Origin of the sequence: Streptomyces sp. NPDC057136 (genome assembly GCF_042670885.1) — a bacterium.
Taxonomy (GTDB): Bacteria; Actinomycetota; Actinomycetes; order Streptomycetales; family Streptomycetaceae; genus Streptomyces.
On sequence record NZ_JBHUUV010000046.1, the window covers coordinates 15,907 to 39,292 of the forward strand.

At 71.3% G+C, this 23,386-nt stretch carries 26 protein-coding genes, 1 pseudogene and 1 riboswitch; of the genes and pseudogenes, 15 read left to right on the forward strand and 12 right to left on the reverse strand.

The genetic code is table 11. From position 1 onward, the window contains the following. The 3 genes from ACFT7S_RS34050 to ACFT7S_RS34060 form a co-directional block, all read right to left on the reverse strand. Positions 1-779 (reverse strand): cobalamin biosynthesis protein (locus tag ACFT7S_RS34050; RefSeq protein ID WP_382738839.1); only part of this gene is annotated, 779 nt, incomplete at its 3' end. Positions 780-901: 122 nt separating this feature from the next. Further along, a riboswitch (cobalamin riboswitch) is annotated at positions 902-1,033 on the reverse strand. A gap of 111 nt (positions 1,034-1,144) precedes the next feature. Beyond that, positions 1,145-1,375, reverse strand: a complete 231-nt coding sequence (locus ACFT7S_RS34055) for a hypothetical protein (protein ID WP_382738842.1) — start codon at positions 1,373-1,375, stop codon at positions 1,145-1,147. Positions 1,376-1,393: 18 nt separating this feature from the next. Further along, positions 1,394-2,650 carry an anion permease gene (locus ACFT7S_RS34060; protein WP_382738844.1) on the reverse strand — a complete coding sequence of 419 codons (1,257 nt, stop codon included), beginning with the start codon at positions 2,648-2,650 and terminating at the stop codon, positions 1,394-1,396. A 300-nt stretch (positions 2,651-2,950) separates the two neighbouring features. Here ACFT7S_RS34060 and ACFT7S_RS34065 point away from each other — a divergent pair, with 300 nt between their 5' ends. The 3 genes from ACFT7S_RS34065 (at position 2,951) to ACFT7S_RS34075 (ending at position 6,312) form a co-directional block, all read left to right on the forward strand. Further along, positions 2,951-3,610: a class II aldolase/adducin family protein gene (locus ACFT7S_RS34065; protein WP_382738847.1), complete on the forward strand. Its 660-nt coding sequence runs from the start codon at positions 2,951-2,953 to the stop codon at positions 3,608-3,610. A 78-nt stretch (positions 3,611-3,688) separates the two neighbouring features. Beyond that, positions 3,689-4,816, forward strand: coding sequence for an alpha/beta hydrolase (locus ACFT7S_RS34070; RefSeq protein WP_382738850.1), 1,128 nt, complete (start codon positions 3,689-3,691; stop codon positions 4,814-4,816). A gap of 185 nt (positions 4,817-5,001) precedes the next feature. Beyond that, on the forward strand, positions 5,002-6,312 hold the full coding sequence (locus tag ACFT7S_RS34075; protein ID WP_382738932.1) for a hypothetical protein: 1,311 nt from the start codon (positions 5,002-5,004) through the stop codon (positions 6,310-6,312). 27 nt (positions 6,313-6,339) lie between these two features. Here ACFT7S_RS34075 and ACFT7S_RS34080 read toward each other — a convergent pair whose 3' ends face one another. Both ACFT7S_RS34080 and ACFT7S_RS34085 read right to left on the reverse strand, forming a co-directional pair. After that, positions 6,340-6,753 carry a VOC family protein gene (locus tag ACFT7S_RS34080; protein WP_382738853.1) on the reverse strand — a complete coding sequence of 138 codons (414 nt, stop codon included), beginning with the start codon at positions 6,751-6,753 and terminating at the stop codon, positions 6,340-6,342. 155 nt (positions 6,754-6,908) lie between these two features. Further along, a pseudogene (locus ACFT7S_RS34085) lies at positions 6,909-7,061 on the reverse strand (neutral zinc metallopeptidase); the annotation flags it as partial. Between the two features lie 201 nt (positions 7,062-7,262). On the opposite strand from ACFT7S_RS34085, the gene ACFT7S_RS34090 reads away from it, so the two are divergent. The 3 genes from ACFT7S_RS34090 (at position 7,263) to ACFT7S_RS34100 (ending at position 10,388) form a co-directional block, all read left to right on the forward strand. Then, a complete protein-coding gene (locus ACFT7S_RS34090; protein ID WP_382738856.1) occupies positions 7,263-8,861 on the forward strand; it encodes an ABC-F family ATP-binding cassette domain-containing protein in 1,599 nt (532 codons plus the stop codon). A gap of 361 nt (positions 8,862-9,222) precedes the next feature. Continuing rightward, the gene (locus ACFT7S_RS34095; RefSeq protein WP_328909431.1) at positions 9,223-9,444 is read left to right on the forward strand and encodes a helix-turn-helix domain-containing protein; all 222 of its coding nucleotides are present in this window, start codon (positions 9,223-9,225) and stop codon (positions 9,442-9,444) included. A 152-nt stretch (positions 9,445-9,596) separates the two neighbouring features. Continuing rightward, a complete protein-coding gene (locus ACFT7S_RS34100; protein ID WP_382738859.1) occupies positions 9,597-10,388 on the forward strand; it encodes an enoyl-CoA hydratase/isomerase family protein in 792 nt (263 codons plus the stop codon). Between the two features lie 13 nt (positions 10,389-10,401). On the opposite strand, the gene ACFT7S_RS34105 is transcribed toward ACFT7S_RS34100, so the two are convergent. Next, complete coding sequence (locus ACFT7S_RS34105; protein ID WP_382738862.1) at positions 10,402-11,112, reverse strand: hypothetical protein; 711 nt, start codon at positions 11,110-11,112, stop codon at positions 10,402-10,404. A 97-nt stretch (positions 11,113-11,209) separates the two neighbouring features. Between ACFT7S_RS34105 and ACFT7S_RS34110 the strand changes: the two genes are divergently transcribed. From ACFT7S_RS34110 to amaP, 5 genes are read left to right on the forward strand one after another with little or no spacing between them, the layout of a single operon-like run. Next, positions 11,210-11,692 carry an Asp23/Gls24 family envelope stress response protein gene (locus ACFT7S_RS34110; protein WP_382738865.1) on the forward strand — a complete coding sequence of 161 codons (483 nt, stop codon included), beginning with the start codon at positions 11,210-11,212 and terminating at the stop codon, positions 11,690-11,692. A gap of 32 nt (positions 11,693-11,724) precedes the next feature. Further along, entirely contained in the window at positions 11,725-11,964 is a 240-nt protein-coding gene (locus ACFT7S_RS34115) for a hypothetical protein (RefSeq protein ID WP_382738868.1), read from the forward strand. Next, on the forward strand, positions 11,961-12,314 hold the full coding sequence (locus tag ACFT7S_RS34120; protein WP_382738871.1) for a hypothetical protein: 354 nt from the start codon (positions 11,961-11,963) through the stop codon (positions 12,312-12,314). The genes ACFT7S_RS34115 and ACFT7S_RS34120 overlap by 4 nt, the downstream gene beginning before the upstream one ends. Continuing rightward, on the forward strand, positions 12,311-13,021 hold the full coding sequence (locus tag ACFT7S_RS34125) for a DUF6286 domain-containing protein (protein WP_382738874.1): 711 nt from the start codon (positions 12,311-12,313) through the stop codon (positions 13,019-13,021). Before ACFT7S_RS34120 ends, ACFT7S_RS34125 begins: the two co-directional genes overlap by 4 nt. 5 nt (positions 13,022-13,026) lie before the next feature. Beyond that, positions 13,027-13,605 (forward strand): alkaline shock response membrane anchor protein AmaP, encoded by a 579-nt coding sequence (gene amaP / locus ACFT7S_RS34130; protein WP_382738877.1) that lies wholly within the window; start codon positions 13,027-13,029, stop codon positions 13,603-13,605. Between the two features lie 37 nt (positions 13,606-13,642). On the opposite strand, the gene ACFT7S_RS34135 is transcribed toward amaP, so the two are convergent. The 6 genes from ACFT7S_RS34135 to ACFT7S_RS34160 form a co-directional block, all read right to left on the reverse strand. Continuing rightward, positions 13,643-14,398, reverse strand: a complete 756-nt coding sequence (locus ACFT7S_RS34135; protein WP_382738879.1) for an SDR family oxidoreductase — start codon at positions 14,396-14,398, stop codon at positions 13,643-13,645. Positions 14,399-14,402: 4 nt separating this feature from the next. Continuing rightward, positions 14,403-16,196 (reverse strand): glycoside hydrolase family 15 protein, encoded by a 1,794-nt coding sequence (locus tag ACFT7S_RS34140; protein ID WP_382738882.1) that lies wholly within the window; start codon positions 16,194-16,196, stop codon positions 14,403-14,405. 62 nt (positions 16,197-16,258) lie between these two features. After that, positions 16,259-17,068 carry an SURF1 family protein gene (locus ACFT7S_RS34145; RefSeq protein ID WP_382738884.1) on the reverse strand — a complete coding sequence of 270 codons (810 nt, stop codon included), beginning with the start codon at positions 17,066-17,068 and terminating at the stop codon, positions 16,259-16,261. 62 nt (positions 17,069-17,130) lie between these two features. Continuing rightward, a complete protein-coding gene (locus ACFT7S_RS34150) occupies positions 17,131-17,364 on the reverse strand; it encodes a hypothetical protein (protein ID WP_382738887.1) in 234 nt (77 codons plus the stop codon). Between the two features lie 63 nt (positions 17,365-17,427). Continuing rightward, positions 17,428-18,408: a DEDDh family exonuclease gene (locus ACFT7S_RS34155; protein WP_382738890.1), complete on the reverse strand. Its 981-nt coding sequence runs from the start codon at positions 18,406-18,408 to the stop codon at positions 17,428-17,430. Positions 18,409-18,437: 29 nt separating this feature from the next. Next, entirely contained in the window at positions 18,438-19,079 is a 642-nt protein-coding gene (locus ACFT7S_RS34160) for a TetR/AcrR family transcriptional regulator (RefSeq protein WP_382738892.1), read from the reverse strand. A gap of 92 nt (positions 19,080-19,171) precedes the next feature. Here ACFT7S_RS34160 and ACFT7S_RS34165 point away from each other — a divergent pair, with 92 nt between their 5' ends. Genes ACFT7S_RS34165 through ACFT7S_RS34180 form a run of 4 tightly spaced genes read left to right on the forward strand, consistent with a single transcriptional unit; the run spans position 19,172 to position 23,379 of the window. Then, positions 19,172-19,972, forward strand: a complete 801-nt coding sequence (locus tag ACFT7S_RS34165) for an acetoacetate decarboxylase family protein (protein ID WP_382738895.1) — start codon at positions 19,172-19,174, stop codon at positions 19,970-19,972. After that, positions 19,969-20,853, forward strand: a complete 885-nt coding sequence (locus ACFT7S_RS34170) for an SDR family NAD(P)-dependent oxidoreductase (protein ID WP_382738898.1) — start codon at positions 19,969-19,971, stop codon at positions 20,851-20,853. The genes ACFT7S_RS34165 and ACFT7S_RS34170 overlap by 4 nt, the downstream gene beginning before the upstream one ends. A gap of 28 nt (positions 20,854-20,881) precedes the next feature. Further along, the gene (locus tag ACFT7S_RS34175; protein ID WP_382738900.1) at positions 20,882-22,156 is read left to right on the forward strand and encodes an amidohydrolase family protein; all 1,275 of its coding nucleotides are present in this window, start codon (positions 20,882-20,884) and stop codon (positions 22,154-22,156) included. Then, complete coding sequence (locus ACFT7S_RS34180) at positions 22,153-23,379, forward strand: amidohydrolase family protein (protein ID WP_382738902.1); 1,227 nt, start codon at positions 22,153-22,155, stop codon at positions 23,377-23,379. The genes ACFT7S_RS34175 and ACFT7S_RS34180 overlap by 4 nt, the downstream gene beginning before the upstream one ends. Positions 23,380-23,386: the final 7 nt, after the last annotated feature.

Genomic DNA, 23,386 nt, shown 5'->3' on the forward strand with positions numbered 1-23,386 from the left:
TGGCCCCACCCTGCCAACCCAACCCCGCCCCCCCCCGCCCCCCCCGCGGCCCGCGGCCCGGGGGGGGGGCGGGGGGGCTGGCCCGCGCCCGCGCGCCCGCCCCGCCCCGCCGGCGGGGCCCCCCCCCCGGCGCCCACGGCGAGTGCGGCGGTGAGGCGGGCCCCGGGCCAGCCTGCGAGGTCGTCGAGGCGGGCAGAGGCCCAGCCGTACCGCCGGTACTGGGGCGACTTGTGCCCGACCATGGCGTCGAGGGTGTTGACGGCACGGAAGCCGACGAGGCCGGGTACTCCGCCCAGCGCACCCCAGACGAGGGCGCCGACGACGGCGTCCGAGGTGTTCTCGGCGACGGATTCGACGACGGCGCGGGCGATCTGGGGCCCGTCGAGCGCCTGCGGGTCGCGTCCGCACAGATGCGGCAGCCGCTCGCGGGCAGTGTCGAGGTCCCCGGCGGCGAGCGCACCGCCGATGGCGCGTGCCTCGCGGCCCAGCGAGGTACCGCCGATGACGGACCAGGTGGCGGCGGCGGTCAGTGCGACGGCCACGGCGGGCCGGTCACGGACGGCACGGGCGGTGAGCGCGGCGGCGCCCGCGGCGCCTCCGGCGCAGATCAGCGTGTGGAGCGCGCCCCACCCGCGGTGGTCGCGCCACAGGCGGTTCTCGATCTCTGCGGCGGCCCGCCCGAACGCGGCGACGGGGTGACCCCGGCGGGGATCACCCAGGAGCAGATCGCCGATCAGACCGGCCGTGGCGCCGTACGCGAAGATGCGGTCGGCACGCATGGCTCAGCCCGCCGATGCACGGGACGTTCTGGCAGGTGACACAGGATCGGGCGCACAGCAGCCGGGCATGACATATGTCCTCACTCAGGGTCCGCGCCCTGGTTCGACGTGACCGGCGACGAGAGTCTCCTGGCTTCCGGATCCGCAGTTCCCCCGGCCTTCCAGTCCGCGTGCGGACCGTGACTTCCGGTGTGGGGGGAGTGCTCCCCGGTGACAGTGGCGGGACCGCGCCGGATTCGCACCGGCTTCCTCTTCTGTCGCCGTAAACGGCACGGGCAGTCCACCACGCTCTGCGAACGCCCGTCAACTCGCCGTTGACCTGCGGGGCTCCACGCAGATCAACGGCGAGTGGGTTACGTCTGTCGTCAGGCGACGATCAGGTAGATCCCGTACGTGACTGCCGCGGCGCAGAGCCCGAAGCAGAGGTACGCGCCGGTGCGGGCCAGGGCGAGAGAGCCGCCGGAGCCGCCGGCCGAGGCCGTCGCCGCCTGCTTGGACAGGCCGATGATGCCGAGGGTGAAGAGGCCGACGAGCGCCACGGTGACCACGAGGCTGACGCCGAAGACGGAGGCAAGAGCTGCCCAGTCGATTTTCATGGTGGTAGTTCCTGCCCTTTAGACCGTGGCCGGGCTGACCGGGTCGGCGGTGGTGCCGGCCGGGGCCGGGATGGTGGACTTGATCTCCATGGCCGCGGTGGCCGTGGGCGGCGTCGTCACGGCCGCCATGGCCGTCGTGACGACGCCGGCGGGCTCGGACTCCTGGCTGTCCGTGACGTTGGTGTGGTCGACCGGCTTGCGGCGCGACAGCAGCCAGATGGCGCCGGAGCCCGCGACGAGCAGGACCGCGACGACGGCGACGCCCCAGCTGCCCTGCTTGGTGAGGAACTCGGCACCCGCGCCGACCAGACCGGCGGCCGGCAGGGTCAGGCCCCAGGCGATGAACATCCGCGTGGCGGTGGACCAGCGGACCACACCGCCCTTGCGTCCGAGACCCGCGCCCATGACGGCGCCGGAGCAGGACTGGGTGGTGGAGAGGGAGAAGCCGAGGTGGGAGGAGGCCAGGATGACCGTGGCCGCACTGGTCTGGGCGGCGAAGCCCTGCGGCGGCTTGAGCTCGGTGAGGCCGCTGCCCATGGTGCGGATGATGCGCCAGCCGCCGAGGTAGGTGCCCATGGCGATGGCGAGACCGGCGGAGACGATGACCCAGACCGGCGGGTTGGAGCCGGGGGCCAGGACGCCACCGGTGACCAGGGCCAGGGTGATGATGCCCATCGTCTTCTGCGCGTCGTTCGTGCCGTGGGCGAGAGAGACGAGCCCGGCCGAGGCGATCTGGCCGGCCCGGTAGCCCTTGGCGGTCGACTTCAGCTGCGCCTCGTCGGTGACCTTCCGGTTGATCCGGTACGTCAGCCGGGTGGCCAGCAGGGCCGCGAGACCGGCGACGAGCGGGGCGGCGATGGCGGGCAGCAGGACCTTGGTGACGACGGTGCCGCCGTCGATCGAGGACCAGCCGGCAGACATGACCGCGGCGCCGATGAGACCGCCGAAGAGCGCGTGCGAGGAGCTGGAGGGCAGGCCCACCAGCCAGGTCAGCAGATTCCACAGGATGGCGCCGACGAGCGCCGCGAAGATGACCTCGGTTCTGAGGCCGTCCTCGTTGACGATCCCGCCGGAGATCGTTTTAGCGACCTCCACCGACAGGAACGCGCCGATCAGATTGAGAACGGCGGACATCGCCACCGCTGTCTTGGGCTTCAGGGCGCCGGTCGAGATGGTGGTGGCCATCGCGTTGGCAGTGTCATGGAAACCGTTCGTGAAATCGAACACGAGAGCTGTCACGATCACAATCGCAAGCAGCAGTGTGATGTGTTCCATTTACCCAGGCAATCGCTCGACGTCAGTGGCACGTGGACCGTAGGCAACCTGAATGAACGGAAGGTGAACTGAGCAGGGCGCTGTGGTGACCCCAAGCGGAGTGCCGACGCTCCGCTTGTGAGGGGGAGGAGCGGCACGGCCCGTCCGGCGCCCGGAGGAAGCCATTCCGTACGGCCCGTTGGGGAAGCATTTCCGCCACTTTCGGGCCCCTCAAGAGATCCTGGTCACCCGAGCCGCACTTCCGGCGCCCGTCCGCCCCGCACTCTCCCCGGACTCACCCCGGGCTCATAGGATTTCCGCATGAGCGATCAGCATCAGGAAGCGATCCGACGGGCCTGGGACGGCGTTGTGGCAACGGCCCGCAGAACGGCGGCCGACGGCCTCGTCGTCGGGACCTCCGGCAATGTGTCGGCCAGGGTCGGAGACATCGTCCTGGTCACCCCCAGCGGCGTGCCGTACGACCGGCTCCGTCCCGGGGACGCGGTCGGCGTGGACCTCGAAGGCCGCCAGGTGCTCGGGGAGCTCGCCCCCACCAGCGAACTCCCGCTCCATCTCACCGTCTACCGCCACACCGGCGCCGCCGCCGTCGTCCATACCCACGCCGTGCACGCCACAGCGGTCTCCACCCTCGTTCCCGAGGTCCCGCTCGTGCACTACGCCGCCGCGATGCTCGGCGGCCCCGTCCGCACCGCCGCCTACGCGCGCTACGGGACACGGGAACTGGCCGAGAACATGCTCACCGCCCTGCGCGACCGCACGGGCTGCCTGCTCCAGAACCACGGAACCGTCACCTACGGGGACACCCTCGACGAGGCGTACGACCGCACCGCCCAGCTCGAATGGCTGTGCCGCCTCTGGATCACCGCGAGTTCCGTGCCCGGCCACCGGCCGACCCTGCTCTCCAGTGCCCAGCTGCGCGACGTACAGGACGCCCTGGAGAACTACGGCCAGCCGGGCTGACGTCCCGGGACGCGCGTCGGCGCGCATCGGACGGCCCCGCCCACTGGCACCGCGCCGCGGGCGCCGTGACACTGAAGCATGCGCCCGGCTACAGCGACGGCAGCGGCCGTCACCACGATTCTCGGCGTCGGCGCGGCAGCGGTCGCGGCCGGCCGGTATGCCAGTGACGCCGCCCTCAAGGTGTCGTCCGGACATCCCTTCCCCGGCGACCGCAGGCTCACCGTGCACGCCACGGCGGCCGGACAGGTCACCCTGACCCGCTCCTTCGCCGCACTCCGCCCCGGTACGTACGGACTGGTCGACTCCGGCGTCCACGCCGTCGTCGGACCGGTGATCGAGGGGGCGGAGCACGGCGCCGACACCGTCGTCCGCCGGCTGGAGCGAGTCGTCCACGGAAGCCTGGAACCGGGCGCCAAGGTCCGTATGACCCCCGAGCTCTGCAGCGGGGACCCGGGCAGCGCACTCGGGCTCGGCTTCAAGGAGGTCGAGATCCCCGGCGAGCTCGGCGTCCTGCCCGCCTGGTTCGTGCCCGCTGCCCGTGACGTCTGGGTGATCACCGTGCACGGCCTCGGAACCACCCGGGACCACCCCATGAACCTGATGGGGTTCCTGAACGCCCAGAAGCTGCCCGTGCTGGACCTGGCCTATCGCGGCGACGCCGGAGCTCCCCGCTCCGCGGACGGCCTCGGCCACCTCGGCGAGTCCGAATGGCGCGACCTGGACGCCGCCATCCGTTACGCGGTGCGGTACGGAGCCGACAGCGTCATCGTCCACGGCTGGTCCACCGGCGCCACGATGGCCCTGCACGCCACCGTCAACTGCGCGCTCCGCGACCGGATCAGCGGCCTCGTCCTCGACTCACCGGTCCTCGACTGGCGGGCCACCCTGCGCGCCCTGGCCGCCGCCCGCGGCGTCCCCGCCGCGCTGCTGCCCCTCGCGGTCCGCGCCGCGCAGGGCCGGGCCGGACTCCGCGGCACCCCGCTGCTGGACACGTCCCTCCCCACCGCCCTGCACGCCCCGACGCTGATCTTCCACAGCCCGGACGACACCCTGGCTCCGTGGGCGGATTCGAAGACGCTCGCCAGACTCCGCCCCGACCTGGTCACCCTGCACGCAGTACCGCACGCTCCGCATGCGGCGATGTGGAATGCCGACCCGGCGCGGTACGAAGAGGCGCTCCGGCGCTTCCTCACCCCTCTGATGTGAGGCGTTGTGACCGATAGGCCCGGTTGGTGAGCGGTCTCCGGACGCCCCCGTAAACCGTGGAGCCGGCTTCCGTTTGGGCTTTCGGGCCGTCAGAGGCAAGACTGCTCCCCGTGACGTCCCGTACCCCGCGCGACTCCAGGCTGCGACTTGTCCGCCCGCGACCCCTTGCCACCGCCCGCAAGGCCGTGACCACCCGGCGCACCAGGCCGGCCCCCCGCCCTCCCGAGGGCACCCCGCCCCCGGCGGAACTGGCCCGTCAGGCCAGGACCGTGCTCGCCGACGCCGTACGGATCGCCCACTGGGCGTCCGACGGCGCGAGCCCCGGTACGGCCCCGCCGACCGCCCACGCCCTCGAACGGGCCGCGGCGGCACTGGAACTGTCCCCGGCGCAGGTACGGGCCGGCTGGGACCGCGCCAGGCTCGCCGGACTCGTCGAACTGCACGGCGACACGGTGCGCCCCGGCTGGCGGCTGCGTGCCTGGGACCGCGACGACTCCGCCGTGCTCCGCGGCTGGGTGGCGCTCTTCGACGCCTGGTCACTCGTCCACGCCGCGCCCCGCGACATCGAGGCGACCACCGTCGCCGAAGCGGTCGAGGCGGTACCCCAGGTGCTCTCCCTCCTCCAGCTCTCCGCGGGCCCGGTCACCGTGCCCGCCCTCCTCGATCTCCTGGGCCAGCGCGTCGCGGAACTCCACGAGGAGCGGTGCGAGGTGGCCTACGGCCCGCACCTGCCCGCCGCCCCCGTCACCGGCCGGCCAGCGGACGGGTCCGCCGACCTGAACGCGCTGTTGCTCGACTGGGCACTGGAAGGGCTGGCCGCCGTCGGAGCCCTCACCCTCGGCTCCGGACACGCCACCCTCACCCCGCTCGGCAACTGGGCGGTCTGGGTCAAGCTGGAACAGATCTGCGTCGCCGCCCAGAGCCCGGCCGGCAACATCGAACAGTCCGCGGCCGACATGCTGCTCGGCTGCGCCCGCCTCACCCCCGGCCCGGCCCGCGCCGAATACCGCGCGTGGCTCGCCGCACGCCCCGTCGGCAGCGCCGTCGCGGAACTGCTCGCCGTGGCCCGCGGCGAGGACGCGCTCCTGCGCGGCCTCGCCTTCGAAGCGCTCCGCGTCGTCGGCGCCCCCGCCGAACCCGTGGTGCGTTCCGTCGTCACCGATGTGTCGCTACGGCCCTACGCCCTGCTCTGGCTCGCCGAATACGAGGGCACCGACCCGGACGACGCCCAGGAGGTCCTCAGCCGCGAGGAAGCCACCTGGCTCTGGGTCGACACGGCGGCGGCCGTCGCCGACCACGGCGAGACCGGGCTGCTGGTCCGCCACCTCGACTCCGCCGTCCAGGGCACGGTCCCGGCCCTGCTCGACGAGGTCCGCGCCGTCGGTCACCCGCGCACCGTGCAGGTACTGGTCGCCCTGGCCGCCGCGCACCCGGACCCCGCCCTGGCCAAAGCCGTACGCCGCGCCGCCTTCCAGGTCCACACCGGCGGCGAGTAGCCGCGCATACTGCGAACGCCCCCGGGGTCAGTCCGAGGACCCCGGGGCGTACGTACCGAAGCTCCACACATTGCCCTCCGCGTCCCGCGCCATGTAGTCCCGTGAGCCGTAGTCCTGGTCCGTGGGCGGCATCAGGATCTCCACCCCGTGCTCCACCGCCCGCGCGTAGTGCTCGTCGACCTCGTCCACGACGACGTACACACCGGCCGGCCCCGCCCCCTCCATCGCCTTGGCGAAGACGCCCTCGTGCCCCTTGGAACCGAGCATCACCCTGCCGTTGCCGCAGGACAGCTCGGCGTGGAGCACCTGGCCGTTCTCCCCCTCGTACACCGCCTCCTCGGTGAAGCCGAGGGCCTGGGTCAGGGTCCTCATCGCGGCCTTCGCGTCCGCGTAAAGAATCGTCGGATAGATCGTCGGTACGCCCTTTGCCGTGCCTGCCATGACGCTCACCCTTTTCCACTGCTCTGATGTGATCTGTGTCTCAGTGTTCCACCGGGCACTGACAATGCCCTCCGTGCCTCAGCCGAAGGTGTCGCAGCGGTCCACCGCGTTGCTGTCCGCGCCCTGCCGCCCGTCCTGCGAGCTGCTCAGCGTCCCCGGTCGCCAGGGCAGTGGAAGGGCCCGACCGCAGAGGTCGCCGCCCTGCAGGCCGGGCCGACCCGGTCGCTGAACAGCACCGTCCGGGCGGCGCCGTCCGTCCCGCCGTGCCGGTCGAACTCCTGGCGCCATTAGCCCTGCACGCTGTTCATCGGCACACCACCCTCGGCTCCGGCGGCGCCGAGCCGCCCTGCGCCGAGTATCGGATGGTTCGTCCCGCGCAGCACGCGGAAAAGGAGTTGCACACCGCCAGTAGAATGGCCCTATGGCAATTCTCCTTGTGCATTAGACGGCGTCGAGTCGTGAACCCGTAGTCCTCCCTCCGCCGTCCATACCGCCCTGGAGTTTTCCCCGTGATCACCGCTTCCGGCATCGAGCTGCGCGCCGGCGCCCGCATCCTCATCGAGTCCGCCTCCTTCCGTATCGCCAAGGGCGACCGCATCGGCCTCGTCGGCCGCAACGGAGCAGGCAAGACCACTCTCACCAAGTGCCTCGCGGGTGAGGGCACCCCCGCCGGCGGCACCATCAGCCGCTCCGGCGAAGTCGGCTACCTCCCGCAGGACCCGCGCACCGGCGACCTCGAGATCCTGGCCCGCGACCGCATCCTCTCGGCCCGTGGCCTGGACACCATCCTGCGCAAGATGCGGGAGAACGAGGAGCGCATGGCCAGCGGCCAGGGCGCCACCCGTGAGAAGGCCATGAAGAAGTACGAGCGCCTGGAGACGGAGTTCCTCACCAAGGGCGGGTACGCGGCCGAGGCCGAGGCCGCCACCATCGCCGCCGCGCTCAGCCTGCCCGACCGGGTGCTCGGCCAGCCTCTGCACACCCTCTCCGGTGGTCAGCGCCGCCGCGTCGAGCTGGCCCGCATCCTCTTCTCGGACGCCGACACCCTGCTCCTCGACGAGCCGACCAACCACCTCGACGCGGACTCGATCGTCTGGCTGCGCGACTACCTCAAGACGTACCGCGGCGGCTTCATCGTGATCTCCCACGACGTCGACCTCGTCGAGACCGTCGTCAACAAGGTCTTCTACCTCGACGCCAACCGCGCCCAGATCGACGTCTACAACATGGGCTGGAAGCTGTACCAGCAGCAGCGCGAGGCCGACGAGAAGCGCCGCAAGCGCGAGCGTCAGAACGCCGAGAAGAAGGCCGCGACCCTCAACGCGCAGGCCGACAAGATGCGCGCCAAGGCCACCAAGACCGTCGCCGCCCAGAACATGGCCAAGCGCGCCGACCGGCTGCTCTCGGGCCTGGAGGCCGTACGGGTCTCCGACAAGGTCGCCAAGCTGCGCTTCCCCGACCCCTCGCCGTGCGGCAAGACCCCGCTGATGGCGGAGGGCCTGTCCAAGTCGTACGGCTCGCTCGAAATCTTCACCGATGTGGATCTCGCCATCGACAAGGGCTCCCGGGTCGTCATCCTGGGCCTCAACGGTGCGGGCAAGACCACCCTGCTCCGTCTCCTCGGCGGCGCCGAGAAGGCCGACACCGGCGAGATCATCGAGGGCCACGGCCTCAAGCTCGGCTACTACGCCCAGGAGCACGAGACCCTCGACCCGAGCCGCACCGTCCTGGAGAACATGCGTTCCGCGGCGCCCGACCTCGACCTCGTGGCGGTCCGCAAGACGCTCGGTTCGTTCCTGTTCTCCGGAGACGACGTCGACAAGCCCGCCGGCGTGCTCTCCGGTGGTGAGAAGACCCGTCTCGCCCTGGCGACCCTGGTCGTCTCCTCCGCCAACGTCCTGCTCCTCGACGAGCCCACGAACAACCTCGACCCGGCCAGCCGCGAAGAGATCCTGGGCGCCCTGCGCACGTACAAGGGCGCCGTCGTCCTCGTCACGCACGACGAGGGCGCGGTCGAGGCGCTCCAGCCGGAGCGCATCATCCTGTTGCCGGACGGTGTCGAGGACCTGTGGGGTGCGGACTACCGGGACCTGGTGGCCCTGGCCTGACCCCCTTCGGGAGGGGTCGACGCCGGCTGATCCACTCACTGATCCACTCCGTATGGATCATTCGGCCTACGTGTGATCCATCATCTGCGTGAGTGGCTCTCGTACCTCGGCGTGGCGCCCGGCAGATACCTGCCGGGCGCACCCATGTGGGGCCGCCGAACGCCCACGGCCCTGACCTGGTGGTTCTTCCGGCTGCTTTCCCCACCCGTCCGCGCAGACCTGCGGAATATGGGATTCCGTTCGTGTCGACGTGCGCCCGGACCCCGAAACCGCTCGCAGAGACCTTGCCGAATGGGTGGCCAGGAAGCGCATGAGGGGTGATCATGAGAGTCCAGAGCGCACTTCCTATGAGGAGGCACGGGTGGCCGAGACTCTGAAGAAGGGCAGCCGGGTTACCGGCGCCGCGCGTGACAAGCTCGCGGCAGACCTGAAGAAGAAGTACGACTCCGGTGCGAGTATCCGGGCGTTGGCCGAAGACACCGGCCGGTCCTACGGGTTCGTTCACCGGATGCTCAGCGAGTCCGGAGTGACGCTGCGGGGACGCGGCGGAGCGACACGAGGCAAGAAGGCCGCTACGGCCTGACCGTCGACGGCGGTCGGGGCGGTTCGTGGAACCTGCCCCGGGGCTCACCGGAAATCGTGGTGGCCACCCGGCCGGCCGCAGGGTCGTCCGGGTGGTTACTGTTCAGTCACTTATCAGTGAAGTGCTGACAGCACCCGATCCGGAGGCGTCCCATGACCTCGCTCGACTCTGTGCTCGACAAGGACGGCGTACGGCTCACCGTCGATGACGCGGTTGCCACAGTGACTCTCACCAACCCGGCCAAGCGCAACGCTCAGTCTCCCGCTCTGTGGCGGGCGTTGACGGAGGCCGGACGGGCATTGCCCGGCAGTGTGCGGGTCGTCGTGCTGCGCGGCGAAGGCAAGTCCTTCTCCGCGGGACTCGATCGGCAGGCGTTCAGCCCGGAAGGGTTCGACGGTGAGCCGTCCTTCCTCGACATGGCGCGTGGCTCGGAGACCGAGCTCGACGCGACCATCGCCGAGTACCAGGAGGCGTTCACCTGGTGGCGCCGCAACGACATCGTGTCGATCGCGGCCGTCCAGGGCCACGCGATCGGTGCCGGCTTCCAGCTCGCTCTCGCCTGCGATCTGCGGATCGCCGCCGACGACGTGCAGTTCGCCATGCGCGAGACCAGTCTGGGTCTCGTCCCCGACCTCACGGGCACGCACCCCCTGGTGAACCTCGTGGGGTACGCCCGCGCGCTCGAAATCTGTGCCACCGGCCGCTTCGTGCACGCCGACGAGGCCGAGCGCACCGGCCTCGCCAACCTCGTCGTGCCCGCCGACCAGCTCGAAGAGGCCGCCCGCGACCTGGCCGCCGCACTCCTGGCAGCCCCTCGCGACGCCGTCGTCGAGACCAAGGCCCTGCTGAGCGGCGCCGCCTACCGTACGTACGAGGAGCAGCGCACCGCCGAGCGGGCCGCCCAGGGCCGCAGGCTGCGCGACCTGGCGGGCGTCACCGACTGAGCGGACGCCTCCGTCAACCCGGTGCGACCACGGCGGTGATGAGTACACCGACCGGCGGGTGGCCCTCCACCGCCGCCGTCACCGCCGTGCGCACTGCCTGAGCCACATCGAGCGCCCGGTGGTCCCCGGCCGTCGCCACCTCGACCCGGACATGATCCTCGCCGGTGTGCACTGCACGGCCCAGGACCCGGGTCAGCGCCACGACGCCGGGCACCGCGGCCGCCGCGGTCCCCGCCACCCCGTCCGCCTCCGCCGCACGCACCTCGGCGGCCGGGGCCGCGAACGGCTCGGGCGCCGTATCCAGCAGCTCCGTCACCCGGAGATCGACCTCGGTGACGACCATGCCGAGCCGCTGCCGTGCCGTGTCCAGCAGCACCGAGCGCAGCGCCGCTGCCGTGGCGGGCAGCGGCTGGTCCATCGTGGCCGAGAACTCCGCCTCGATCCGCATCGGCCCGGCGGGATACGCACTGGGGGGAGCGGGCACCACGACCCCGGCCACTTCCGGAGCAGGGTCCGCATCGGCGTCCACCGGCCCGATCCTGAGCTTCCCCAGGACCGCGCCCGATCCCGCGGCGGCGTCCCGCAGCACCGTGGCCGCCGCCCGTTCCGCGATCCAGGTTCCGTCCCCGGGACCGCCCAGAGGAAGCAACCGGCCCAGGCCGAGTCGCTGCCGTACCGCAGCCGTCCATCCATCGGCCCGCTGGGGGCTGTCCGCCGTCGTCATGCCCCCCACCCTGCCGCATCCACGGCGCGGAACGGGGCAAGCGCACTTAACGTGGGCAGAGTGAAGTCCAACCCTGTCCCCGAAGGGAAGAGCGGCGATGACCGAGAGCCAGCAGCGCACCCCTGACAAGGAAACCGGCGGAGACGACCGAGGCAAGTCTTCGCTGACCAGGCGTGGCGGGGGAGCCCCCGCGACCCGTGGCCGCACCACCATCGCCGACGGCGTGGTCGAGAAGATCGCCGGAATGGCCACGCGCGATGTGGTCGGTGTCCATGCGATGGGCAGTGGTCTGTCCCGGACCTTCGGTGCGGTCCGGGACCGTGTTCCCGGCGGCAGCAGGTCCGTCACCCGGGGCGTCAAGGCCGAAGTCGGCGAATCGCAGACCGCACTCGATCTGGAGATCGTCGTCGACTACGGAGTGTCGATCGGCGACGTCGCTCGCGACGTACGGGAGAACGTCGTCGCGGCGGTCGAGCGGATGACCGGTCTGGAAGTCGTCGAGGTCAACATCGCGGTCAGCGACGTCAAGCTGCCGGATGAGGAGGACGACGAGGAGCAGCCCGAGCCACGTCTCCAGTAGCCCTGCGCCGAAAGACAGTTGAGGAGCGCACGATGAGCATGGCTGTGGTCGGCCTGTTGGCCGGCATGGCGCTGGGATTCGCCGGATACTTCGGCGGATTCGGAGCCTTTCTGCTGGTGGCCGCGCTGGGTGCGGTCGGCTTCATCGCCGGCCGCTTCCTGGACGGCGATCTGGAACCCGGTGACTTCTTCCGAAGTCGCGAGCGTGGCGACTTCCGAGGTCGCGAGCGTGGCGACTTCCGAGGTCGCGAGCGCGGCGACCGGCGACGGTGACGGCGGTGACTGACCGGGTCGCCGCCGCGGAACGCGGGGAGACTCGGATCGCCGACAGAGTCGTCGCGAAGATCGCTGCCCAGGCGGCCAAGGAAGCGATCACCGACGCGCCCAAGGAGGGCGCAGCCCCGCGCGCCACGGTCACCGTGCACCGGGACTCCGCCCGCGTACGGGTCAGTCTGGAACTCGGATACCCCTCCGACATCGGCCGCCAGTGCGGGGCCGTGCGTCGTCAAGTCATGGAGCGGGTAAAGACGTTGGCGGGGATGGAGGTGCCCGAGGTGGCCGTGCAGGTCGAACGGCTCCACAGCACAGGACCGGGCGCCGCGGCGCAGGGGAGGATCCGATGAGCGAGCCCCGGCACGGCGAGAGCACCGGGAGCACCGAAGGCACCGAGAGCGGCACGCAGCGACTGCCCACCGCCGACCCCCTGGCCAAGGGCGGTGTCCGGGAGCTGGACCAGTCGACCTCGGCCGCCGAGCACGACCCCGTCCCGACCCTGGAGCACGGTGGCAGGGCGGGCAGATTCTGGTCCGCACGCCGTATCCCCGCGGCAGTGGTCGCCCTGGTGGTGCTGGGCGGCGCAGGACTCCTGCTCTACGACGTCGCGGCGGTACGCGCCGACCACCCCGCGATGCAGTGGCGGCGCTCCCTCGCGGACGAGCTGGCCGAACGGCCGGTGGACGACGTCTGGGTGCTGACCGGCGCCGCCGTCGCGGCGGCGCTCGGTCTGTGGCTGATCCTCCTCGCCGCCACTCCCGGGCTGCGCGACCTGCTCCCGATGCGCCGCGACCACGTCGACGTCAGGGCGGCGCTCGACCGCACCGCCGCCGCCATGGTCCTGCGCGACCGGGCCGTGGAAGTGGCCGGTGTGCAGTCCGTGCGGGTCCGGATGGGTCGGAGCAAGGTGGCGGTGCGCGCCGTATCGCACTTCCGTGAACTCGATGACGTACGGGCCGACCTGGACTCCGTACTCGGGACGGGCATCAAGGAGCTGGGCCTGGCCAGACCGCCGAGCCTCTCCGTGCATGTCCGCCGGCCGGCGAAGAAGGGGTGAACGGCGTGCTCAGGACCGTCAACCGGGTACTGCTCGGCCTGGCCGGGCTGGTGCTGATCGTCGTGGGCGGCGCCGTCCTCGCCGCGGGACTCGGCGCGTCCCTGCCGTCCTGGTGGCCGTGGGACGGCAAGAACGACGTGCTGCTCAGCGAGGCCGACCGGGACCGCTGGCGCGACAGCGGCTGGTGGTGGCCGACGGTGATCGCGGTCCTCGCGGTCGTGGTCGTCCTCGCCCTGTGGTGGCTGTTGGCCCAGCTGCGCCGTGCCCGCCTCGCCGAGGTGCTGGTCGACAGCGGCGACGGCGAGGGGGCACTGCTGCGGGGCAGGGCCCTGGAGGGCGCGCTCTCAGATGAGGCCGGCGCCCTGGACGGCGTCTCGCGCGCCCAGGTCGTGCTGACGGGCCGGCGCTCCGCACCGCGGGCCAGGATCCGGCTGCTGATGGAGGCGCACGCGGCCCCGGACCAGACGCTGCGCGGCCTCGCCGACGAGGCACTGGCCCATGCCAGGGACTCCGCCGGACTGGCCGAGCTGCCGGCCGAGGTCCGTCTGAAGGCCGTCAAGCACCGTGCGGAACGGGTGAGCTGACGCCCGGACAGGACAGATCCGGCCCGGCACGCAGCGGTCAGAAACCGTGCCGTGAACCGCCGTCGACGGGGACCATGATGCCCGTCAGATAGGACGCGGCGGGGGAGAGCAGGAAGGCCGCGGTCTTCCCGAACTCCTCCGGCGTGCCGTAGCGGCGCAGCGGAATCCGGGCCTCGTTGGCGGTACGGGACGCCTCGGCGTCGCCGGACAGCGCGTCGAGCTCACGGACCCGGTCGGTGTCGATCCGGGCCGGCAGGACCCCCACGACGCGGATGCCGCGGGGGCCCAGCTCGTCGGCCAGCGACTTGGCGAAGCCCGCGAGGCCGGGGCGCAGACCGTTGGAGATGGTCAGACCGGCGATGGGCTCGTGGACCGAGCCTGAGAGCACGAAGCCGATGACCCCGCCCTCGCCGAGCGCGGCGGCCGTCGTACGGGCCAGACGTACGGCCCCGAGGAAGACCGATCCGAAGGCCGTCCGCCACTGCTCGTCGCTGTTGTCCGCGAGGAAGCCGGGCGCGGGACCGCCGACGCTGATGAGTATGCCGTCCAGCCGGCCGAACCGTTCCTTCGCGGTGTCCACGAGGAGCTGCGCGGCTGCCGGGTCGGCGTTGTCGGCGGCGAGCCCCACGGCGTCGGGCCCCAGTTCGGCGGCTGCCGCCGTGACGCTCTTCTCGTCCCGGCCGGTGATGACCACCTTCGCGCCGTCCGCGGCCAGGGCGCGCGCGGTGGCGTTGCCCAGCCCGCGGGTCGCGCCGGTGACGATGTACACACGGTCCTTCAGTCCAAGATCCATGGCCCTATCCTGCCGGGTCCTGCGCCGCGAGTGCGACCGCGGTGTTCACCAGCCCGATATGGCTGAACGCCTGCGGGAAATTGCCGAGCTGACGCCCGGCCACCGTGCTGTACTCCTCGGAGAGCAGCCCCACGTCGTTGCGCAGTGCGAGCAGCCGCTCGAAGAGCTCCTCGGCCTCGGCCGCCCGGCCGGTCCGCAGCAGCGCGTCCGCCAGCCAGAACGAGCAGACGATGAAGGCGCCCTCGCTGCCCGGCAGCCCGTCGACGGACACGCCGTCGGTGCTGTAGCGGCGCACCAGACCGTCGCTGCCCAGCTCGTCCCGTACCGCGTCGACCGTGCCGATGACCCGGGGATCGTCGGGCGGGAGGAACCCGGTCCGCACGATCAGCAGCGTCGCGGCGTCCAGCGCCCTGGACCCGTACGACTGTGTGAACGTGTTGCGTACGGGGTCGTAGCCCTTCTCGCAGACCTCCGCGTGCACGGCATCCCGCATCGCCCGCCAGCGGTCGGCGTCACCCTCCAGATCCGGTGTTTCCTCCAGGGAGCGCACCGTACGGTCGGCGGCGACCCACGCCATCACCTTGGAGTGCACGAAATGGCGGCGCTTCCCGCGGATCTCCCAAAGGCCCTCGTCCGGTTCGCGCCAGGTGGACTCCAGGAAGCCGAGCAGACTGAGCTGGATCTTCCAGGCGTGCGCTTTGTCCTCGAGACCGGCGTCACGGGCCAGTCTGAGAGAGTCGATGACCTCTCCGTACACATCGAGCTGCCGCTGCCGCACCGCCTCGTTGCCGGTACGGACCGGCCGGGAGTGCTCGTATCCGCGCAGCCACGGCAGCTCCGTCTCGGGGAGTCTGCGCTCACCGGCCAGGCCGTACATGATCTGGAGGTCGGCGGGGTCCCCGGCGACGGCCCGCAGCAGCCAGTCCCGCCAGGCGGCGGCCTCTTCCAGATATCCGGCCGCGAGCAGGGCGCCGAGCGTCAGCGTGGAGTCCCGCAGCCAGCAGTAGCGGTAGTCCCAGTTCCGTACGCCTCCGATCTCTTCGGGCAGCGAGGTGGTGGGGGCCGCCACGATGCCGCCCGTCGGACCGTAGGTGAGCGCCTTCAGGGTGATGAGGGAGCGCAGGACGGCCTCACGGTGCCTGCCCCGGTAGGTGCACTGCGCCGACCACTTCGCCCAGTCGGACAGGGTGTGCTTGAGCGCCTTGTAAGGATCGATCAGCTTCGGACGCGGCGCGTGCGAGGCGTGCCAGGTGAGTACGAACGCCACCCGCTCGCCCTCGGCCACCGTGAACGAGGAGCAGGTGGAGAACTGCTGTCCCCAGGTCTTGACCGGCGGATCGCTGCGCAGCCATACGGAGTCGGGGCCGGCGACCGCGACCCGGTGGCCGTACGAGCGGCGCATCCAGGGCACGACGGAACCGAAGTCGAAGCGCAGCCGCAGTACTGAACTCATGTCCACGCTGCCGCTGATCCCCTCGATGATCCGCATGAGGTCCGGGGACTTGTCGCGCTGAGGCATGAAGTCGGTCACCTTGACGGTGCCGGTCCGGGTCTCCCAGAACGTCTCCAGGACGAGGGAGTCACCTGCGTAGCCGCGTCGCGTGCAGGTGTCCGAGCTGTCCGTGCCCTTGGGAGCGATGCGCCAGTGGCCGTTGTCCTCGTCGCCGAGCAGCGCGGCGAAGCAGGCGCCGGAGTCGAAGCGGGGCAGGCAGAGCCAGTCGACGGAACCGTTCCTGCAGACCAGTGCGGCGGTCTGGAGATCGCCGATGAGGGCGTAGTCCTCGATGCGTGGGGTCACGCTCTGGCGTGTTCCCGAACATGCGGCTTGTTAAGCAGACCTTGGCCGGCGAGTGTGCTTCCTCAGACGGACGCGCCCGCGGTCGCGGGCTGCCCCGGCTCTTCGGCGCTCTCGCCCCGTGCCGCGGCCTCCTGGCGGTCGTGCTTCTCCCGGCGTACGAGAATCACCCAGCCGACCGGCACTCCGGCGGCGAACAGCCACCACTGCACGGCGTACGCCATGTGCGAGCCGATGGAGCTGTCGTCGGGGGAGGCGATCTGTTCGGGGGAGCCGCCGGAGGGCTCGGGGCCGGTCTGTTCGAGGTAGCCGCCCAGGACCGGCCGGGACAGCAGCTCGGACTGCTGGTCGCTGTTGATCAGCATGACCTGGCGGTCCGGCAGACCTGCCAGGTCCTTGATGCCGCTGCTGCCCGTCGTCTCGTCGGCCTTGAGGCGTCCGGTGACGGTCACCTCGCCCCTGGGCGGGGCCGGGACCTTCGGGAACGCCCGCTGGTCGCCGTCGGTCGGCACCCAGCCCCGGTTCACCAGGACGGTGCCGCCGTCCGTGAGGCCGAGCGGGGTCAGGACGAGCGCCCCGAGCCGGTCGTCATCGGAGGTCCGCCGCCGTACGACCACTTCGTGCGCGGTGTCGAACGTCCCGGTGGCGGTGACCGCGCGCCAGTAGTCGGCTCGCGGGACGGTGTGCCCGGGGGAGGTCAGTTCGGAGACCGGGACCGGCTTCGCCTTGAGGTTCTGGGAGATCAGCGAGTTCTGGGCGACCCGGTGCTGATGCCGGTGCAGCTGCCAGAAACCCAGCTCGACCATGGTCGGAATCAGGACGAGCGCGAGCAGGGTGAGGATCACCCACTGCCGGGTCAACAGGAAGCGGTACACCCCATGACGGTACAACCGGGGTCATGGGGTGCGGTACGGAGGGGTGGGGCCGGGGCGGCCCGTCACACTTTGTCCACGATGCCCGCCCCATCCTCGGCCCGGGCGCAGTGAGCGCCGCAGTACCAGTGGCCGTCGACCTCGACGCCCTGTCCGATGACCTGGACCCGGCAGTGCTCACAGATGGGCGCCATGCGGTGAATGGCGCAGGAGAAGCAGTCGAAGACGTGCACCGCGCCCTGCGCGTGCACCTCGAAGGACATGCCGTAGTCGTTTCCGCAAACCTCGCAACGTGCCATGCGCCACAGGGTGGGACGCGAGGCGGCGGCGGGCGAGCGGATGCCGGGCGAGTCGCGCCCGGTTCACTCCGATGACGGCGCCGGCGCCACGTCCCGCAACAGATGGGTGAAGGCGCTCTCCTCCAGGATCGGCGTGCCGAACGACTTCGCCTTCACCGTCTTCGACGTCGCGGCGTCCGGATCGTTGGTGACGAGCAGGCTGGTCAGCCTGGAGACGCTGCTCGCCACATGCAGTCCGGCCTCCACCACACGGTCCTCCAGCAGCTCGCGGTCGATCGAGGTGTCCCCGGAGAACGCCACCCGCATGCCCTGCATGAGAGGTTTGTCCTTCTCGTACCGTCCCGGATTCGGATACGGGCACGCCGGCAGCTTGCGCGAGGCCCGCCAGCTGTTCTGACCGTGCGAAGCCTGATACCCGATCCGAGGGGTGACCGGGGAGTCGGACCACTCGGTCAGCGGCCGGCACTCCAGCAGCGGCAGCCGCACTCCGCCGAGCGCCGCCGCGTGCAGACTCGGCCGGAAGGCCTCGGCCAGCACCCGGGCGTCGTCGAGCGCGTGGTGGGCGCGCTGCTGCACCACGCCGAAATGCGCGGCCAGCGACTCCAGCTTGTGGTTGGGCAGCGGCAGGCGCAGCTCCTTGGAGAGCGCGATGGTGCACAGCCGCTGCTCGACGGGCGCGACGACCGAGGCGCGTGCGTACTCCCGGGCGATCATCGACCAGTCGAAGGCCGCGTTGTGCGCGACGAGCACCCGGTCCGCGAGCCGCTCGGACAACTGCGCGGCCACCTCGGGGAAGAGCGGGGCGCCTTCCAGGACATCGCTGGTCAGCCCGTGAATCCAGACGGGACCGGGGTCCCGCTCGGGGTTGACCAGCGTGTACCAGTGGTCCTCGACATTTCCCTGGGCGTCGAGCCGGTAGACGGCAGCCGACACTATCCGGTCGTCGCGGGCGAGTCCGGTGGTCTCCACGTCGACGACCGCGTACCCCTGGGGGTAGGCGGTCGGCCACGGCGCTGCAGTCTGGCGGTCGTCGAGCATGGTCACAGAGAATACGGGCCGCGACTGACAGTCCCCTATTCGGCCGTCTCCGGAGCGGGACCGGAGTCGATCAGGGACTGCGCCAACGCGCGTACGGAGACGGTGAACAACCGCTCCGGGTCGGCGGGCCGGGCCAGCGCCCGGGCCAGCGCCGGGTCGTGCTCGGCGGTGGCCACGCTCCACAGCTCCTCCTCGCCCGGCGACTGGAGCGGCGAGCGCTCACGATTGCGCTCGACGAGCAGGAAGCCGACGACCTGGAACTGCACGGCACGTACCGCCTCGGCGGCCCGGGCGCCGCGCAGCCCCGCCGCGTGCACCTCGTGGACCAGGGCCTGCTGGACCGGCAGGAACATCCGCTCCGTCAGTCCGCGTTCGTGGACCATCGCGATCAGATGGGGGCGGTCACGCAGCTCGCGGCGCAGACCGCGGGCGAGGGAGACGATCCGGGCGACCGGAGTGCGGCCGGCGGGGCGGATCGCGCCCATCTCCTGGACGGTGCGCTCCACCAGGGCGTCCAGGAGCGATTCGCGGTTGCCGACGTGCCAGTAGATGGAGGTGACCGCGGTGCCGAGCTCGGTGGCGAGCCTGCGCATGGTGAGCGAGCCGGGCCCGTGGCGGACGACGAGCGCCGCGGCGGTGTCGAGCACCTCGTCGCGTGTCAGGGCGGTGCGTGGCATGGAGTTCCCCGTTCCCGTACGTGCACGGCTCTTTACCCGTCATCTCTCCCGGTGTAACTGTGTTACAGGCTACCGACGAAGGGTGGTACGACATGGCACGTGTACGGTACGGCGCGCGCACCGGGGCCGAGATCGCGGCGGCCCGCGCGGCCGGCTCCAAGCTCCCCGACATCTGGTCCACCGGTGTGGTCGCGCTCTGGGAGAGCGACCCCGACGCGGTGGCGGCCGTCCTCCCGCCGCCCCTGAAACCGGCCGAACGCCCGCTGGTGCGCGCCAACATCAGCAAGGTCGACCTCCCCGGCTATCCGCTGGGTGCCGGCTCCGTCGCCGTCGCCGCCGTGCACGACGGGCACGAGGGCTGGTATCCGCTCGTCATGCCGATGACCCACGAACGGGCGCTGACCGGCGGCCGTGAGGTCTTCGGCGAACCGAAGAAGCTGGGCGAGGTCACCGTCGAACGCGAAGGTCTCGTCGTCCGGGCCGTGCTCGCCCGGCACGGCATCGCGTTCGTCGAGGTGCGCGGCGCGGTCGACGGAACGCTCCCGCTCCCCGAACCGACGACGAAGCTCGACTTCTACTTCAAGTTCCTGCCCGCCGTCGACGGCGAGGGCTTCGACGGCGACCCCGTCCTGATCCACTGCACCCGCCACGAGAAGGTCCGCAGGCTGGAGCGGATCACGGGCGATGTGGTGCTGCGCGAATCGGTGTACGACCCGGTCGCCGACCTCCCCGTACTCCGTCTGATCGAGATCACGCTCGGCGAGAAGACCAGCGACCAGCGCGGCAGGGCCGTCGAGCGGGTGAGCGCCGACGCGCTGCTTCCGTACATCCACCAGCGTTACGACGATCCGCAGCAGATCCTCGACGGTCCGCCGGAAGGGAGCGTCCGATGAGGCTGGAGGAGGGGCAGGTCGCCGTCGTCACGGGCGCCGCGAGCGGCATCGGGCTCGCGATGGCACGGAAGTTCGCCGGGGAAGGGCTGAAGGTCGTCCTCGCCGACGTCGAGGAGGAGGCGCTGCGCAAGGCCGCCGACGAACTGATCGAGGGCGGTGCCCAGGTGCTCGCCCGGATCACCGACGTCAGCGAACGCGACTCCGTCGAAGCCCTCGCCGACTCCGCGTACGACACGTTCGGAGCCGTCCACGTGCTCTGCAACAACGCGGGGGTCGGCTCCGGGGCCGAGGGCCGCATGTGGGAGCACGAGCCGAACGACTGGAAGTGGGCGTTCGCGGTCAATGTGTGGGGTGTCTTCCACGGCGTCCAGGCGTTCGTGCCGCGCATGATCGCGGGCGGCGCCCCCGGTCATGTCGTCAACACCTCCTCGGGTGACGGCGGTATCGCCCCGCTGCCCACCGCCTCCGTGTACGCCGTCACCAAGGCCGCCGTCGTCACCATGACCGAGTCGCTCTACGCCCATCTCCGGGCGGACGGCGCGGAAGTCGGCGCCTCGGTGCTCTTCCCCGGCCCGCACATGCTCCGCACCGGCCTGTGGGAGTCGCACCGCAACCGGCCGGAGCGGTACGCCAAGGAGAAGCCCCGCAAGACCCCCTACCGCAGCCTCGGCCAATGGGAGGCCGCCATGAGAGCGGCGGGCCACGAGGTGCGGTTCACACACGTCGACGAGGTCGCGCAGACCGTCGTGGACGGCATCCGCGCCGACCGCTTCTGGATGCTGCCGCCGAGCGAGCACAGCGACCGGCAGATCCGCGCCAGGTCGCAGTCGATGCTCGACCGCGCGAACCCCGCCTATCTGGAGAGCTTCGTACTCGACTGACCCGACTGTCCCGACCGAGGAGCAAGCGATGACGGACCCGTACCTGATCATCTCCTCCGACTGCCATGCCGGGCTGCCCACCGAGGAGTACCGGCCCTACCTGGATTCCCGCGTCCACCGCGAGTTCGACGAGTTCCTGGCCGGCCGCGACCGCCGCCGCGAGGAGATGACCCGGCTGGGCGTACGCAACGAAGCCTTCGCCGACCAGTGGTTCCACGACAACGAGGAGGGCCTCAAAGGCGGTTGGGACGCCACACAGCGCCTCAAGGAACTCGACGGGGACGGGGTGGCGGCCGAGGTCGTCTTCCCCGACGCGGACGCCGTCGACAGCCGCACCGCCGCGCCCTTCGGCGTCGGGCTCGGACTCTCCGGCGACCAGGACCCGGAGCTCGGCATGGCGGGTGCGCAGGCGCACAACCGGTGGCTCGCCGACTTCGTCTCCCAGCACCCCGAACGCCACTGCGGGGTGGCCCTGTTACCCGTCACCGGCGAGGTCGACCGGGTCGTCGCCGAGATCCACCGGGCCAAGGAGTCCGGGCTCGGGGCGCTGATGATTCCCTCGATGTGGGTGGACAAGGCCCCGTACCACGACCGCCGTTACGACCCCGTGTGGGCGGCGGCGGCCGAGACGGCCATGCCGGTCCTCACCCACTCCGGCGCGGCACCGCGCCACGAGTACGGCGACCATCTCGGCATCTACGTCTCCGAGGTCACCTGGTGGCCCTCGCGCCCCCTCTGGTTCCTGCTCTGGTCGGGCGCCTTCGAACGCCACCCCGGGCTGAAATTCGGGGTGGCCGAGTCCGGCTGCTGGTGGCTGCCGAACCTCCTGTGGTTCATGGACCGCCTCTACCTGGGCGCGCACGGCGGCAAGAAGCTCTCGCCCTTCGCCGAACTGAAGCGTCCACCGCACGAGTACCTCGACCGCCAGGTCTTCGTCTGCGCCACCAACACCAAACGCCGCGAACTGGCACAGCGGTACGAGATAGGCGTCGACAACATCCTCTGGGGCAGCGACTTCCCCCACCCGGAAGGCACCTGGCCCAACACCGCCCAGTGGCTGCGCAATACCTTCCACGACATCCCGGTCACCGAGACCCGCCGGATGCTGGGCCTGGCCGCCGCCGAGGTCTTCGGCTTCGACACGGCGAAACTCGCCCCACTGGCGCGGCGCATCGGCCCGACCCCCCAGGACCTGGGCCAGAGCCCCGACCAGGCGGCGGTCGAGGCGTCGTGGGCGCGCTCGCGCGACGTGGGCCGCCACTGGCTGACAGGTCACGACTTCCCCGTACTGGGGGCGTCATGACCGACCGCTACACCGTCATCTCGGCCGACTGCCACGCGGGCGCCGACCTCCTCGACTACAAGCCGTACCTGGAGTCGAAGCACCACGACGACTTCGACGTCTGGGCGGCGACCTACGTCAATCCGTACGAGGACCTGGTGGCGGACACCGCAGACCGCAACTGGAACTCCGCCCGCCGCCTCGCCGAACTGGAGGCCGACGGCATCGTCGCCGAGGTGGTCTTCCCCAACACCATTCCGCCCTTCTTCCCCTCCGCCTCCCTGATGGCCCCCGCACCTTCCCGGGAGGAGTACGAACAGCGCTGGGCCGGCCTGCGCGCCCACAACCGCTGGCTCGCCGACTTCTGCGCGGAAACGCCCGGCCGGCGCGCGGGCGTCGCGCAGATCCTCCTCAACGACCCGGCGGAGGCGGTGCGCGAGGTGCGCCGCACCAAGGAAGCGGGCCTCACCGGCGGCATCCTGCTGCCGGGCGCCCCGCCGGGCTCGGGCATCCCTGAGCTGTACTCCCAGGTGTACGACCCGCTGTGGGCGGTCTGCGAGGAGCTGGACGTACCGGTGAACCACCACGGCGGGTCGGCCTCGCCGCCGCTGGGCGACGAACCGGCGGCGCGCGCCGTCTTCATGGTGGAGACCACGTGGTTCTCGCACCGGGCGCTGTGGCACCTGATCTTCGGCGGCGCGTTCCGCCGCCACCCCGGTCTGAAGGTGGTCCTCACCGAACAGGGCTCCGGCTGGATCCCGGGGGTCGTGGAGATGCTCGACTACTACCACGGGCGTCTCGTGGCCGCGGCCACGCGCGCGGCCACCGCGGAGTCCAAGTTCGGTGCGGGGCTGGCCACTTCGATGGGCAACAGCCCCGGCGAGGTATGGCGCGACAACTGCTTCGTCGGTGCCAGCTTCATGCGCCCGCACGAGGTACCGCTGCGTGACCGGATCGGCCTCGACAAGATCATGTGGGGCAGCGACTACCCGCACGACGAGGGCACCGCTCCGTACTCCAGGGAAGGGCTGCGGATCGCGTACGCGGGGCTGCCGCAGCACGAGATAGCGGCCATGGCGGGCGGCAACGCCGCCCGTGTCTACGGCTTCGACCTGGCCGCGCTCGACCGGATCGCGGCAACGGCGGGCCCGACGGTCGAGGAGATCGCCGAGCCGCTGAAGGAGGTCCCGGCCGACGCCACCAGCCCCGCCTTCGCGCCGGGCGGGTCGGTCCGCGTCTGGTGAGAGACCG